10 protein-coding genes are annotated in these 15,374 nt (G+C 44.5%); 5 read left to right on the forward strand and 5 right to left on the reverse strand.

What is annotated here, in order from left to right; translation table 11 throughout:
- Positions 1 to 6: 6 nt before the first annotated feature.
- From OCU74_RS16340 to OCU74_RS16355, 4 genes are all read left to right on the forward strand, one after another.
- Positions 7 to 1,224: an AAA family ATPase gene (locus tag OCU74_RS16340; protein WP_087481774.1), complete on the forward strand. Its 1,218-nt coding sequence runs from the start codon at positions 7 to 9 to the stop codon at positions 1,222 to 1,224.
- A 6-nt stretch (positions 1,225 to 1,230) separates the two neighbouring features.
- Positions 1,231 to 2,202: a ParB/RepB/Spo0J family partition protein gene (locus tag OCU74_RS16345; protein ID WP_087481773.1), complete on the forward strand. Its 972-nt coding sequence runs from the start codon at positions 1,231 to 1,233 to the stop codon at positions 2,200 to 2,202.
- A 187-nt stretch (positions 2,203 to 2,389) separates the two neighbouring features.
- Entirely contained in the window at positions 2,390 to 4,417 is a 2,028-nt protein-coding gene (locus tag OCU74_RS16350; RefSeq protein ID WP_087481772.1) for a GNAT family N-acetyltransferase, read from the forward strand.
- 142 nt (positions 4,418 to 4,559) lie between these two features.
- Positions 4,560 to 6,239: a DUF342 domain-containing protein gene (locus tag OCU74_RS16355; protein ID WP_087481771.1), complete on the forward strand. Its 1,680-nt coding sequence runs from the start codon at positions 4,560 to 4,562 to the stop codon at positions 6,237 to 6,239.
- 82 nt (positions 6,240 to 6,321) lie between these two features.
- Here OCU74_RS16355 and OCU74_RS16360 read toward each other — a convergent pair whose 3' ends face one another.
- The 4 genes from OCU74_RS16360 to OCU74_RS16375 are packed head-to-tail and all read right to left on the reverse strand — an operon-like array spanning position 6,322 to position 12,486.
- Positions 6,322 to 8,433 (reverse strand): type I secretion system permease/ATPase, encoded by a 2,112-nt coding sequence (locus OCU74_RS16360; protein ID WP_087481770.1) that lies wholly within the window; start codon positions 8,431 to 8,433, stop codon positions 6,322 to 6,324.
- 27 nt (positions 8,434 to 8,460) lie between these two features.
- The gene (locus OCU74_RS16365) at positions 8,461 to 10,374 is read right to left on the reverse strand and encodes a bifunctional diguanylate cyclase/phosphodiesterase (protein ID WP_087481769.1); all 1,914 of its coding nucleotides are present in this window, start codon (positions 10,372 to 10,374) and stop codon (positions 8,461 to 8,463) included.
- A gap of 6 nt (positions 10,375 to 10,380) precedes the next feature.
- Complete coding sequence (locus tag OCU74_RS16370) at positions 10,381 to 11,043, reverse strand: transglutaminase-like cysteine peptidase (protein WP_087481768.1); 663 nt, start codon at positions 11,041 to 11,043, stop codon at positions 10,381 to 10,383.
- A gap of 51 nt (positions 11,044 to 11,094) precedes the next feature.
- Complete coding sequence (locus OCU74_RS16375) at positions 11,095 to 12,486, reverse strand: HlyD family type I secretion periplasmic adaptor subunit (RefSeq protein WP_087481767.1); 1,392 nt, start codon at positions 12,484 to 12,486, stop codon at positions 11,095 to 11,097.
- 246 nt (positions 12,487 to 12,732) lie between these two features.
- Here OCU74_RS16375 and pdxH point away from each other — a divergent pair, with 246 nt between their 5' ends.
- Positions 12,733 to 13,368, forward strand: a complete 636-nt coding sequence (gene pdxH / locus OCU74_RS16380; RefSeq protein WP_087481766.1) for a pyridoxamine 5'-phosphate oxidase — start codon at positions 12,733 to 12,735, stop codon at positions 13,366 to 13,368.
- A 100-nt stretch (positions 13,369 to 13,468) separates the two neighbouring features.
- Here pdxH and OCU74_RS16385 read toward each other — a convergent pair whose 3' ends face one another.
- Positions 13,469 to 15,301: an SUMF1/EgtB/PvdO family nonheme iron enzyme gene (locus tag OCU74_RS16385; protein WP_087481765.1), complete on the reverse strand. Its 1,833-nt coding sequence runs from the start codon at positions 15,299 to 15,301 to the stop codon at positions 13,469 to 13,471.
- Positions 15,302 to 15,374: the final 73 nt, after the last annotated feature.

The following is a 15,374-nucleotide window of genomic DNA, read 5'->3' on the forward strand; positions in this document are numbered from 1 at the left end:
TTGGCAATGAAGAGAGAACAAACAATAGATAACCTCTGCCAGCTTGCTGAACAGACAAAACAAGTTCAGGCTGATCGGATTGAAATCGTCCTTGAAGAACGTAAAGATGAGCATTTTCCTCCGATGTCTAAGGCATTGATGGAAACCCGTTCAGGTCTGACGCGTCGGAAGTTGGATGAAGCCATTGCAAAAATGGAAGCTGAAGGTCATCAATTTACAAAAAATAATGCAAATCATTATTCGATCTCTCTTGCTGAAGCCCATATGCTGATGGATGCGGCAGGTGTTTCTACTTTCCACCAGCGTAAAAAGAACAGTGATAACAGTCCCTGGATTATCAATGTTCAGAATCAGAAAGGTGGAACAGGCAAGTCAATGACAGCTGTTCATCTGTCTGCTTGTCTGGCTCTGAATCTTGATAAACGATATCGTATCTGCTTAATCGATTTAGATCCTCAGGGATCATTGCGCCTGTTTTTAAATCCTCAAATCAGTACGGAAGAGAATGAAAATATCTTTTCGGCTGTTGATATCATGCTGGATAATGTCCCAGACGGGACGGTTGTTGATCGTACTTTTCTGAATAAGAATGTTCTGATGTCAACTCAGTATCCGAATCTGAAAACCATTTCTGCTTTTCCTGAAGATGCGATGTTTAATGCTGAAGCGTGGCAATATCTGTCGCAGAATCAGTCTCTGGATATTGTCCGTCTGTTGAAAGAGAAGTTGATTGATAAAATTGCTGATGATTTTGATATTATTATGATTGATACCGGTCCTCATGTGGATCCTTTGGTCTGGAATGCCATGTATGCATCCAATGCTCTTCTGATTCCATGTGCTGCAAAGCGGTTGGACTGGGCATCAACTGTGAATTTTTTCCAGCACTTGCCGACCGTTTATGAGATGTTTCCTGAAGATTGGAAAGGGCTTGAGTTTGTTCGTTTGGTTCCTACGATGTTCGAAGATGATAATAAAAAACAAGTTTCTGTACTGACAGAAATGAATTACCTGCTCGGAGAACAGGTAATGATGGCGACGATACCACGTAGCCGGGCTTTTGAAACCTGTGCGGATACTTATAGTACTGTGTTTGATCTGACTTCCGGTGATTTTGAAGGTGGTAAGAAAACATTGGCAACTGCGCAGGATGCTGTCCAGAAAAGTGCATTAGAACTTGAAAGGGTTCTGCATACACATTGGTCGTCGTTGAATCAGGGGTAAGAGAATATGGCAATTAAAACATCTGAATTAAATGCAAAACTGTTTGGAAAAGCTGATAAACGGCGGGCAACAACCCCACAGGAAGCACAGCATGCAGCGAAAGAAAAAGCACATGTGATTGAACTGGCTGTAGCCGGAAAAGATTTAGTGACCTTCGAGCTGATGCATGTACCGGCCGATAAAATTGCGGCGAAGACGAGCGTTTTTGATCGCAATGCACGTGAGCAGTCATTTCTCAATGAACATGCTTTGTCTGATATCCTGAGTACTTTACAAGACCGGGGACAGCAGTATCCGGCGGTTGGACGCCGTTCAGCGGATGGCACAATTGAAGTCCTGGATGGCAGCCGACGCCGGATGGCGTGTATTCTGGCTAATCAGGATTTCTTGGTTTACGTCGCAGATGATATCAATGAAGAGCATGCGAAATTCTTGTCTGATGTTGCCAATGCTCATAAACCGCTATCTCTTTATGAAAAAGGGAAAGAGATGCAGGCGAAGCTTGCGAGTGGTGAAGCCGAAGATCAGAAAGCACTGGCGAAAATGTTCCAGTGTAGTGAAGCGCTGGTCAGTGGTGCTCTGAAAGCCGCTGATTTACCTCTCGAACTACTTCAGGCTTATCCGAATGTCGTTGAACTTGGACGGCCAACAATAGTGAAGCTTCACAAACATTTTAGTGTGTTGGATGAGAAACAGCAGAAACAGCTGCTGGATAAATGTCGTGACGGTGGGGAATTTGTGTGGCAGAAAAGTGATGCCCAAGGGATTGCCCGGTTAACCAAAGAAGTAACGGAGACTCTGGAACAGTGGATGGCCTCACTGGCACCGAAGCAGAAGGCGGCGTCTCAGAAGATTGAACTGGTGAAAGGTCGTGCTCACTATGTCCGTAAAGGAAGCCATTTGGTTCTGAACCTGAAGAGAATCGATGATCAGCTTATGGATGAACTGTTTGAGTTTATTCAGAGTAAGATGGATTAAGACGATCCCCCGACTGCAAGTATTAAACCCGGTGAATCACCGGGTTTTTTCTGAAATGAATAATATCGGTCACATTTGTTTGATGGTCTTGATAAATGTGATTCTACAAACCGCTTAAAACTTCCCTTTCCCTGCATGACTTGTATGATGTGATATCTATGCATCAGTTGTTACGGTTTCGCTTTTTATGCCTGCTTTTTCTGAGATTATCTCATCATTACAGTCTTATTTGACCGACTCTTTCTGTCGTGCCGGTGTCGTGTTGCGAGGTGAGCCGGAGTGGACTGATGAACTACTACTGCAGTTGAATGATCATTTCTATGCGGTTCGCCGCATACAACTGGGTGGTTCTCCCCGGGATGGTTATGAGTGGATCGATTTTAAGCAGGGACGTCGCTTACTTGGGCAGGAATGTAGTCTTTTAGTTGTCGACCTCTCTCTTGGCTTTGATGCCGACAGTTTCAATGCACTTCTGGGAACACTACAGGGCGGTGGTTTGCTGGTTTTTGTTGGTGAGTCTGGCAGACATTCGGATCATGCCCAAAAGTGGTTACATCGTGCGTTAGAGCGGCTAATCTTAGTCGAACAGCAGGTAAATTCTGTTTGTTTCGATTTTCTTCCCATTCCGCTGCAGAAAAATCCATTCGAGCAACAAGAAAAGGCTGTTGATGCGATTGTTCATGTCGTTGAAGGCCACCGTAACCGTCCATTGGTTTTAACTGCTGATCGTGGCCGGGGGAAAAGTAGTGCGTTGGGAATTGCTGCTGCAAAGTTAATGGAACGACGCCCTTCGATTCAGATTATTGTCACAGCACCATCTTATGCTGCTGTTGGGCCGGTATTTCATCATTTATTACGTGTTTTAAGTGATGGAAAAATGCAAGCGAAACAATTTATCTATCGGGAAGCCAGACTACAATTTGTGCCTCCGGACGAACTGCTTCATTCACATCAGAGCTGTGATTTGCTGTTGATTGATGAAGCTTCTGCGATTCCTGTTCCGCTGCTTACCGATTTAACCAGGCAGTATCACCGTTTAGTTTTTTCGACAACCATTCATGGTTATGAGGGTTGTGGAAGAGGATTCACACTTAAGTTTTTGCCTTGGTTAAAACAACTCAGACCGGCACTCAGACATCAGAAATTGTCGATGCCAATCCGCTGGTCTGAGGGCGATCCGCTTGAACAATGGCAATATCAGACATTTCTCCTTGATGCAGAGCTTCCTGATATTTCTGAAAAGAAAGCTGAGGAGCCGGTTCAGTATCACTATCTCTCCGGAGAAACACTGCTGAATGATCCTGAACTGCTGGCAAATATTTTTTCTCTGTTAACTAATGCTCATTATCAGACGACTCCAAATGATTTAATGGGGGTTCTTTCTGACCCTAATATAGCTGTTTTTGTTGCCCGGTCTCAGCATCATCTGCTGGGATGTGCTCTGACGATACAGGAAGGCCCTTTATCATCGCAGACGGTTATCCGGATTCAACGTGGCCAGCATCGCCCTAAAGGGCATCTGGTTCCCACAACATTGGTCAATCAACTCGGACTTTCCGCAGCTGCCAGTGCATCTTGCTGCCGTGTCATGCGTCTTGCTGTTCATCCTGATTTACAACATCAGGGATATGGTTCAGCATTGCTATCTGAACTGATTCGCCAGTGTCCGGCAGATTACGTTGCCACCAGTTTTGGTGCGACTTCGGAGTTACTTCGGTTCTGGGGAAAAAATAATTTCCATCCGGTTAAGATTGGTTCTCGCAGAGATCAGGCTAGTGGATGTTATTCCATCGTGATGATTTATCAAAGCCCACATGCATGGTTTGATACGGCAAGAGAACAGTTTTCTTATTATTTCTCCCATGCATTAAAAACTGAATTGATTCGGCTGGAACCAGATGTCGTCCGGCAGCTACTAAAGATGAAGGTAGCTTTACCGATAACAGATATAGCTACATCACTGATACAGAACTATGCTCAGGGTGGTGCTAATTACGAAAGTGTTGCTGTGTGGATTCATCTCTATATATCAATGCTGCCATATGAGTATATCGATATGGTTGATGATCTATTGGTTGCGAAAGTATTGCAGAATCAGGAATGGTCTTTGGTCGCAGCTTGTTATTCTTTAACCGGCAGAAAACAGATTGAAGAGAGAATAAGAGAAAATCTTTCAGCAATTATGATGACTTTACAGTGTAAATCTCAGAAATGATGGGCTTGTTTATTTACAGTGTAAATTGCTTAGTTGGTGACCCAGCGCTTAATTTTTAATGGAGTTTATTTAGTTGATGCCTTGGGATGCGTAAAATGCAAACGATAGAATAGGTTACGATGTGTACGATAGGGGCGAATAGATGTGGAAAAGAATCTTATCTATTGCAGAAGATAAAAAATCAGTAATAGCTAATTTGAAGCCGATAGAAACGCTTAGTAAGAAATTATCTAAGAGTGGAATCATGGAAGCTTTATTCTCTTTAGGTGCCTCTAAATTCTATCTGGATCAAGAAGCCTTAGAACTATTTATCAATCATGCAAATGAAGGTAAAGGTGAGGCTTATCAGGATTGTGTGATTGCAAAACGTTTAAATGCGACGGTTACGATCGAGTTAGCTGAGCAGAGTATGATTGCCAGTATGGTTGTTACCGGTGCTTATGGTGGCCGGGGATTGCTGGGGAGTGATTTAGTTCATGCGCTTGCTCATTCCCATGTCGTAAAAGGCATCAATAAAGCAGCTTTGAAAAAAGTTCTCATCACCAGTAAGTCGCTTCCTCCCGGGGAAGTTTTTACCCAACCCATCGCCCGGGGGAAAAATCCGGTTGACGGAGTCGATACTAAATTTATTCCTTTAGTCGATGATGTGAATAAACGGGTTCTGGCTCCACAACGTAAAGAAAATTCCTCAAAGCTTGATATGAGAAACTTGGGAGAAACCATCACTGTTGGTGAAGGGGATGAGGTGATGCGTCGGATTCCTTCAACAAAAGGAACGCCTGGTTATACCGTACAGGGGACAGTGATTCCTGCTAAACCGGGCAATGATTTCCCCATGAAAGAAGGAAAAGGAACCGCACTTTCTTCAAAAGATCCCAATCTTTTAGTTGCGACGATTTCCGGGATGCCGTTGATTAAAGAAAGAAGTATCGATGTTGATAATGCATTGTGTATGCAGAATATCAATGTGACAACCGGGCATGTGAAATTTAAAGGATGTTTGATCATTACCGGAAATGTTGAAGCCGGTATGATTGTCCGGGCTACTGGTTCTATAACGATTGCTGGATTTATAGAATCAGCTGATGTTCAGGCTCAGGGGGATATTCAGGTCGGGAAAGGAATTATCGGTCATACGACAAACGATGATGAAAAGCGGACCTGTACGGTTAAATCCGGGGGCAGTATCAAGGCAAATTATGCCCAGTACTCAGAGCTACAGGCGCATGATGATATTCATCTGACCGTCCATAGCATCAGTAACAATATCCGCTGTGGACAGGATTTATATGTAATTGATGAAAAAGAAAAGCAAGGGACATTGAGTGGCGGCACCGCGAAAGTCGGTGGAAAAATCACTTGTGTCAATCTGGGGGTTGAAGGTGATACCACAACACGTGTTGAGGCTTTTGCCTGTTATGCCAGCTATCGGGAACGTCTGGAACAGTACAAGGAACAGTATAAAGAGACTCAGGCTAAAACGATGGAAGTGGTTCGCCGGGAACTGGAATTCAATAAGAAACCCAAAGAGGAGCGGACAGAGGAAGGCCGTCAGGAAATCGAGCGTTTTAAGCTAGAGTCCAGTGAGCAAATGATTAAAGAAAAAGATATGCTTGCTGTATTAGAAGACGAATTTGAAGATATGCTGAGAGAAAATACGATTGAAGTTAAAAGTAAAGTTTTCAGTCATGTCATTATTCAGTTTGGTGATGAGCGTGTGGTGACCAAACGACTGCATGGTGCTAGCATCTTTACCTATACACAGTATGAGATTAAATGCCGTTCTTTATTAGATGAAAACGATGTTGTATCCGAAGTTTGAAGTGGTACCGGATAAACATCGTCTTAATTTTTCTTTGTAATTACTCGTATAACAATCGTTCGTATAAAGATAGCCCGTATCACTATACCGCCCGGACATTTCCCTGACGAAGATTATTGAGAACCTCATCTTTTGGTCCGTCAGCAATCACGCTTCCTTTTTCCATTACAATAATACGATCAACAATGTCCAGCATTGATGTTTTGTGTGTGATGAGGATCAGCGTTTCATTGTTGGTCAATTGTCTGAACTGATGTTTCACATGCATTTCGGAACGGTTGTCCATCGCACTGGTTGGCTCGTCCATCAGCAATACTGGTGGTCTGCCCAATAAGGCTCTGGCGATGGCTACAGTCTGTTTCTGGCCACCGGAGAGGAATTGTCCGCCTTCTCCAACCTGACGTTCCATACCGGCAGCATCCTGCTGAGTAAACATCGTTACGCCAGCCCGGTTGGCTGCATCGACCACATCCCGATCATCAACCAAAGGTCTTCCCAGAGTAATATTTTCTCTGATCGAACCGAAAAACAGCAAACTGTCTTGTGGTACGCAACCGATATTCCGGCGAATATCAATGTGGTGTAATTGAGAGATATTGGTATCGTCGATACGAATGTGGCCTTCTGTCGGTTTATACAGCCCCATAATTAACCGTTCTAATGTGGTCTTCCCTGAACCGACCCGCCCGATAATGGCGACTTTTTCTCCGGGATTAATGGTGATGCTGACATCACGAATAGAAGCAGAAGCTGAGCCCGGATAATGAAAGGTCACTTTGTCTAATTCAATCTTACCTTTAAAAATTGGCCGGTGAATATAACGTTTTCCTTCCTCTTGCTCATCCGGCATGGACATAATTCCTTCTATCAGCGTAAAGGCTGACTTTGCCTGAGCATAGCGGGTGGACAACAATGCCAGTTGGATCATCGGCGCTATTGCCCGGCTGCTGAGCATTGTGGCTGCAATCATGCTTCCCATCGTGAGCTCGCCTTCAGCAATCAGGTAAACCCCCACAATAATCATACCGACATTACTGACTTGCTGAACAAACCCCGCAGCGTTCTGAACGCCATTAGTAATCTTCCTGCTTTTAATGTTCCAGTTGGCCATATGGGCAACAGCTTCTTCCCAGCGATACTGGAACTGACTCTGTGCTCCGAAGAGTTTTACGGTCTCCAGACCGGAAAGACTTTCAATCAAATTGGCATATTTTTGAGAAGCGAGCCTGGAACCTTCTTCTATCGCCAGTTTAAGTTTTGACTGTATCAGATAGGAGTAGCCTGCCAGGGCGAGTACACCAATAATTGGCACAATAACTAGTGGTCCTGACATCAGCCAGATCAGGAGCAGGAATAAGATAGCAAAAGGTAAGTCAATCAGTGATGAAATTGTTGCTGAAGTAAAAAATTCCCGGATAGATTCAAACTCCTGCAGATGCCGGGCAAATGCACCTACTGAGGCCGGGCGGTTTTCCATGCGAATCCCCAGCACTTTACTGTAGAGTTTTGAAGAGATAAGAATATCAGATTTCTTTCCGGCGATATCGATGAAGTAACTTCTGAGCATTTTCAGCGTAATATCAAATAGAAAAATACAGATGATTCCGCTGGAAAGTACCCAGAGCGTTTCGAATGCCAGATTGGGGACGACTTTGTCATACACCAGTCTGGAGAACATGGGAGCTGCAATCGCGAAAGCATTGATCAGCAGCGAAGCAATCAGCACATCCCGGTAGATATTTTTGGATTGCCAGATTGTACTCCAGAACCAGTGTCCCTGATTGGTCTTTAAAACTTCCGGTGAGCGCTCATCATAGCTGAATTGCTTCTTTACCATGAAATAGCGGCCAATATAGCGCTCTTCCAGCTCCTGGAGTGAGTAAGATATCGGAACCATACCAGAGGCTTCCGTTACAACTTCTGCTTCCTGCTGCTCTTCACTGATGCTCAGCAGTACACATGATTCTCCACCTCTGAGTAGAAGAACGACAGGAAATATCAGCTTGGGTATCTCGATAAGCTTTGCCCGGTTTTCTTTGGCGACTAATCCGGCTCTTTCTGCTGCACGGGGAAACAGAAACGGGGTTAGTTTTCCATCAGATAATGGCAATCCATTGATCAGAGCTTCCGGTGAATTCGCCAGTCCATAATACCGACTGATATAAATCAGCGAATTGAGTAATGTATCTTGCATTCAAGCTGATCCTTTCTTATCCATAAATCACTTATCAACAATAAAGCCCTGGAAAACATCAATAAAGTGTTCTGCCAGAAAGTCCAGTTGCTCTTGTGTTTCTATTCTTGATGCGACGGTCACAATATCCAGATTGTGTGCTGCACGTGAAATTGATGCGAGCGTATAGGTTTGCTTCTCATCTTTCAGGTTATGCGTAAATAAGTAATCCAGTTTGACATAACGAGGTCTGAATTCGTTCAGGTAATCCAGCGTCTGGAAGTGTCGCCCATAATGGTCCACACCGAAGTCGGCTCCTGCTTCCCGGATGCCATGACAGAGTAAGGCAGTATAGCTTGCTATATCAATGAAGCAGGCTTCGGGGATTTCAAAATGGAGCCGTCTGGCGACTGATGGATTCTGTGTGAGCAACTGGGAAACCCAGCGGATGAAACTCGGTTCAGAAATACTGCTGGCTGAAATATTAATGGCCAGAGTGTCTTCTCCATGTTCGTCCTGAGCTAATTTATCGAACATCTGTTGAATGACATACTGGTCGAAAATATGGCTGACATGGAGTTGTTCCAGAGCGAACAGATATTGAATTGCGCTATATCTGTGTCCCTCTTTCTCGATCGAAGAAAAGACTTCTTTATGCAGTTCTTTTCCATCTTTGTCACAAGCGGACTGAAAACGGAAATTAACAGCATCATTTTTCATGGCTTCATCAACCAGTGCTTTCCACTGCTGTTTACCCATGACAATCTGATTGTCTTCACTGCTGATATAGCAGTATGGTTTTGCCCGATCAGCTTTTGCTGAAGCCAAAGCATTGTCCAGAAGCGAAAGAATTTCTGTCGTTGTCTTTTTCGATTTGTTCAGAACCAGTCCTAAATAAGCCTCAGGAGACACAAGACCGGTCGGGTCCGGCGTCATATCAGAGACGCAATTCATAATATCTTCTGCAATAGACTGAATTTCATCATCTTCGGTATGAGGGAAAAGAAACGCGAATTCGCTGTTCGACAACCGGGCAATATTTGTTCCCGGAGCATGAATCGATAGTTTCAGATGCTCTGCCAGAGCTTTGACCTGAGCATCACCGTCAGCATAGCCCTGAGTATCATATATCTCTTCGATGAATGTAGCCTGAAGCATTGCTACGGCACCATATCCGCCTTCACTCAACCAGCTTTCCAACTGATTCATGTAGTAAGAACGGTTCCCCAGTTTTGATACCGCATCAATATAAGCCCGATCCCGAAGCTGCTGGGCTTCTCTTGCCTGAGCCATGAAGGATTTCTCGACCTGGGATGACATTCGGTTAATCCCGTCAACAACATGCACCAGATCTTTTGTTACGGGTTTTGGTAATGGTTTACCAAATTGACTTCTGGCAACCTGCTCCATTTTGATCACGATAGCATGAAGAGGTTGCAGAGAATGTCGGATAATCAGGGCAATTGCAACCAGCCCAACCAGGAAGACGCAACCGAATACAATACTCAGCCGGATCAGGGCATTCCATAACTGACGGTAAGCTTCTCCCGGATGGCTGGTAATTTCTACTTCAGCCAGTTGCATCCAGCCGCTGGTGACCACCCGGCTTTCACTGATTGGCTTAAATAGATTCAGGTGAGTGAACCACTTGGGAACGCCATTCGGAGTGATCGGATAGGTACGCACAATCGCAGGCCGTTCATCAAAAAAGGTTAATTTGACCAGAGAATAAGTACTGCCATCAAACAATGCATTGATCACTGATTCGGCAGCAATGGTGTCTTTATCTTCAAGATATGGTGCCAGAGCCAGCCCTACAGTGTTGATGGTATTGCTGACTTCTGAACTCTGCTGTTGTTCAAGGTTACTGCGCGTTGTATTAAATTGAATAATAAATACTGAACTAATCAGTAAAATAAACAGCGCAATCATTCCCATGACGATTTGCTTGTAAAGAGTCATATTTCCCTACCCATCGTAACTAACTATCGGTTTATTCAAAATGAGCGCCCGTTCGCGATCCCTTAAGTCATTCCACAAACTCAGACGAGACGATTCTCCCGCCAACTGACCGTTTTTCGATTTCATCAGCCATAGATTCCGACCGTTAAAACTGTAAATTGGTAATAAGTCTGTTCTGGTCCCTGCCGGCTTGATCTGAGGTATCAGGTTATCGAGGATGAGAGGCTCTGCATTTGGTGTATTGTAATAAGCCAGCACCATGTGGAACTGGTTCAATGTGATTGATTTTACATAGACTAGTCTTAGCTTCCGGTCCGGTATTCCAATCTCTCTGAGAGAGAAATATTTCGCAATGGTGAAATCTTCACAGTCACCGGCATTTGCGCCCAGAAACTCCAGTGGCGTTGCCCAGTAGTCTTTCTTTCCCCATAGGTTGATGTCATCGACGAAATAAAGCTGATTGAAAAAAGCATTGACCTTTTCCAGTTTTTCCAGTGTTGAAAGGTGTTTATATTCAGCTAAAGCTTCCCGCCAGGCCTGAACCCGGCGTCCGGCCCGCTCTCCGTACACTTTGGTTACAGCCTCAACCCACTTTTGTTCCGTGGTATTCAGTGCCTGTAACGATGACGCCAGCAATAGCATCAGGATTACTGTCAGCCAGCGTTTCATAATGCCTCTGTCTTTCTGATCTGGTCTTTCATTGGCAAATGTCGGGCTCCATTATTCCTTGAGTGCGTTTTCCTGTGCACCGAGTATAGGTTGTAAGAGGTATTCCATCACGGTTCTTTTTCCGGTGATGATGTCTACAGATGCGGTCATTCCCGGGATGATGGGCAGTTCACCATCATGATTTAGTGTTGTAGCAAAAGTCCTGACCCGGACAATATAAAAACTGTTTCCTTCTTCATCCTGAGTCGTATCGGCACTGATGTGTTCGAGTGTACCTTCCAGCCCACCATATTTGCTAAAGTTATAAGCTGTAAATTTAACGATCGCATGTAAGTTCGGACGGAGGAAAGCAATGTCCTGAGGTGCAATTTTAGCCTCGACCAGTAAAGTGTCTTCTGACGGGACAATTTCAACAATATCCATGCCCGGCTGGATTACTCCGCCAACCGTATTGACGTTGAGTGTTTTTACCGTACCTGTGACCGGAGAAACGACAATCGTGCGGTTCACTCTGTCTTCCAGGCCTACGGCTGATTCCGTCAGCGCGGATAGTTTGTCCTGAGCCTGATTCAGCTTGTCCTGTTGTTCCGAGCGAAAAGTTTGTGCAGCATCGATACGACTGTACATTGCTTCTCTGACAGCGGCTTTTGCCAATGGGATTTTCAGTTGGCCGGAAGTCATGTCCCTGCGCGTATCATTGACTTGCCGCCGTAGTTTTAAGATTTCAATCTCCGGAACGACACCTTCTTTTGCCAGTGGCTCCGTCATCTGTAACTCTTTCTGAACATATTCGTAGCTTTGCTTCAGGTTAGCGACTCTGGCCTGTAGTTCAACCAAATCCTGATTCTTTTGTTTGATCTGCTGATCGATGACCGAGAGCTGGTTTCGCAGATTATCCAAAGACTGAATATATTGTGCTTTTTGCCTTTCGATTAAGTCAGATTTTTTCTCTGTCAGAGAGGGCGGAAACTTCAGGTGGTTATAAGTGATCACAACACTCTTTTGCCAGTTGGAATCATCGAAGGTCTCGTTGATCTGAACACTCTCAATTGATGCCGATAACTGGACGACGTTCGCTGTCAGGTTGGCAACTTCTTGTTCCCGTTCCCGGTAATCGGATAAAAAACGGGTATCGTCAAGCAGTAAAAGTTGCTGACCTTTTTCAACGTGTTGTCCTTCTTTGACCAGAATCTGTTTAACCAGACCACCTTCTAAGTTCTGCACAACCTGTATCTGGGAGGAAGGAATGACTTTTCCGCTACCGACTGTGACTTTATCGATCTCGGCAAAAGAGGCCCAGATGGTTGCGATAATGAAAAAGACAGCCATAACCCATAGCATAATCCGGGCGCTATGCGGGGTATTGAGCAGAAGTGCTGCGGTTTTATCGTCAACATATTCCAGCTCTTCGGATGAAAGCTCACTGTAGCTGTCTTTACGCATCAAGACATCCTATTTGGTCGGTTTACTCTATTGATTTTATTACTAGTCTGGCGAAATGTTAAGAATTCGAACCAGATAGATGCTGAAAATCACTGAATTCTGCGTTTTTCTATGGAAAATGTATCACACCACTGGAAAATCACCCGGTTTTTCTGAAATCTGTCAGCCACATAGCTGGGAGGATGATGTGATACTTGTCTTATGGGTATGAAAAGAGCACAATCACGAAAAAACACAGGAGCGGTCATGAAACTCTCAGATATTCGTCGGGAATATATTCAGGGTGGCTTAAGAAGAAAGGATTTAATGCCAAATCCCTTTATTCAGTTTGAGCATTGGTTACAACAGGCAATTGATGCCAATATTTCTGATCCGACAGCAATGACTGTTGCGACAGTGGATTCCGATGGGCAGCCTTTTCAGAGAATCGTGTTGTTAAAGGGGTCAGGAGAAGACGGATTTCTTTTCTACACCAATTTGGGTAGCCGTAAAGCACAGCATATTGAGCATAATAACCGGGTCAGTCTTCATTTCCCGTGGCATATGCTGGAGCGTCAGGTGCATATTACCGGCCGGGCTCAGAAGCTTTCAGCCATAGAAAATTTCAAATATTTTTCCTCTCGGCCCAAAGAGAGTCAGCTTGCAGCGATTGCCAGTCATCAGAGTAGTCGGATTTCTGCCCGGGGTGTACTGGAAGGTAAGTTTCTGGAGTTAAAACAGAAATTTGCAAAAGGTGAAATCCCTGTTCCCAGTTTTTGGGGCGGATACCGGGTTATTCCTGATAGTTTTGAGTTTTGGCAGGGTGGGGAACATCGTTTGCACGATCGGTTTCTTTATACCCAAAGTGGCGGGCATTGGGAGATTGATCGTCTGGCACCCTGATGATTTCAGTTTATTTAACTATCCGTTTATTTTTACTAAGAATTGTTTATTTTTACTAAAAAAGGGAAGCATTGCGCTTCCCTTTCTCTTTGGTTGAGGTTTACTCTTTGATTTCTCTGACGACCCTGAAGCCGATATAGTTAGCCGCAGTGGATGGTTCAGCAAAGAGTTGACTATAGACAACCGCGTTGCGGGGAGAGAAACTCCAGGCGCCGCCTTTCAACAGGCCTTGTGGTGCACTGGTCCATTCCCAGACATTGCCGATAACATCATATAATCCCAGAGGATTGGTCGGAAATGATTTCACAGGGGAAGTGCTCTTATTTGACCAATAAGAACCGCCCCAGCCTGTGTTGGCTAAGCCGGTTGCAAAGTCGTCTCCCCACCAGTAATCCGTGTGGGTTCCGGCCCGGGCTGCGATTTCCCATTCATCTTCTGTTGGCAGGCGATATTTAAATCCGGTCTGTGTGGATAACCAGCCGGTAAATGCTTTTGCATCGTTCTGACTGACACAAACAACCGGAGATTGCGATGATTGCTTAAATCCGGGATTACGCCAATAGTGGCCAGACTGTGGTGTCATTTGGTTATTAATCATTGCCACACAAGTCTTGGTTAATTCAGCATCTGAGCGATAGCCGGTCTGGGTGACAAATGTTCGGAACAACTCAACAGTTACTGGTGTAGATGAAATTGCGAAAGCATGATCAAGGAAAACCTGAGTGGAAGCATGTTCTCCAATAAAGAATTTTCCCGGAGTTATAGCGACTAACCCAGGACCGGAGAGATCTTGTGATAGTGAATCAGCAAATGAAAATCCGGTTTTTAGTTGATTGTGCTCTTCTTGCAAAACCGCCCGTAACTGGCTGTCTGATTTCAGGTTTAGCGTCGTTTTATAAGGGAGATATCCAGTTTTTTCTACGCGTATCTGATGTTCACCTTCAGGTAAAGTCAGAGTTAACGGCGTATGACCGTAGCGGACATCATCAACAATGACCTGATCATCATAGAGGTTAGAGTGAAGTTTCAGGTTAAACCAGGCCACTTCCCGTTGAATGTTCTGTTGATCATCAATAATACAATACTGGGAGTCAATGTTTAGAAGCTGACAGGCTGTTGCGCTGACCGGCCTTGCTTCCAGTCTTGCTTCAACAATCGTCCGGTAACGGCTGGCATCAGAAAAACCGGATTGAAGAACCTGATGCTGAAGTACATGAACATTCAGAGAGGCTTTAGACACATTTTTGCCAGCAAGTGCAGATTCGGTGACGTTATTAAGCAGCGATGTCTGAAATTGTTTAACCGCTTTTTGCAAGGCCAGCTTGATCGTTTGCTGTTCACAGTCTGCAATTGTCATCGATGGATTACACCGGTTGGTAAAACTGACTTTTTCAGTACCTTCCCGTGATATTTCTTCTCTCAGACGTGTCGCCCGGGCTTTTAACTTATTTTGTTGAAGGTTGGAGATGTTTTTTTGTAGCAGAGAAACGGTCGTTTCCTGATCTTTGAGTAACCCTTCCTGTTCCTCCAGTTTGTTATTTAACTCAAACTGGCTTTTCTGGTTCTGTTTATATTCAGACCATGCATTCTGGTAGGTTGACTGATAGGTTGTTATATCCAGCTTCGGATCTGAGATCATCTTCTGGTAGGCCTTTTCCAGATCGGATTTCGCCTGATTCAGGCTGGCAGAGAGTTTCTCATCCCGTTGACGAAGTCTGTTCAACTCGGCTTTTTGATTTGCGACAGTCTGTTGCTGTTCTTGCAACACTTTCCGGGCATCTTCCAGCTCGGTATTTTTACTGAAAAGAGCATCGTCAATCTGATTTACCAAAGGTGCTGCTTTTTCTGGCGACACTGCATCCTCGGCGAAGATGCCGAATGATACGAGGCCAAGCAGAAGAGTCGATAATAGAGCAGTAGTTCCTTGTCGCATGCTTTTGTACTTCAATGTTGGATCGTCAAGTCGTCTGATCGATTGTAAACGAAAACGCCATTTGACCATAAGT

This window comes from Vibrio mangrovi (genome assembly GCF_024346955.1).
GTDB lineage: Bacteria > Pseudomonadota > Gammaproteobacteria > Enterobacterales > Vibrionaceae > Vibrio > Vibrio mangrovi.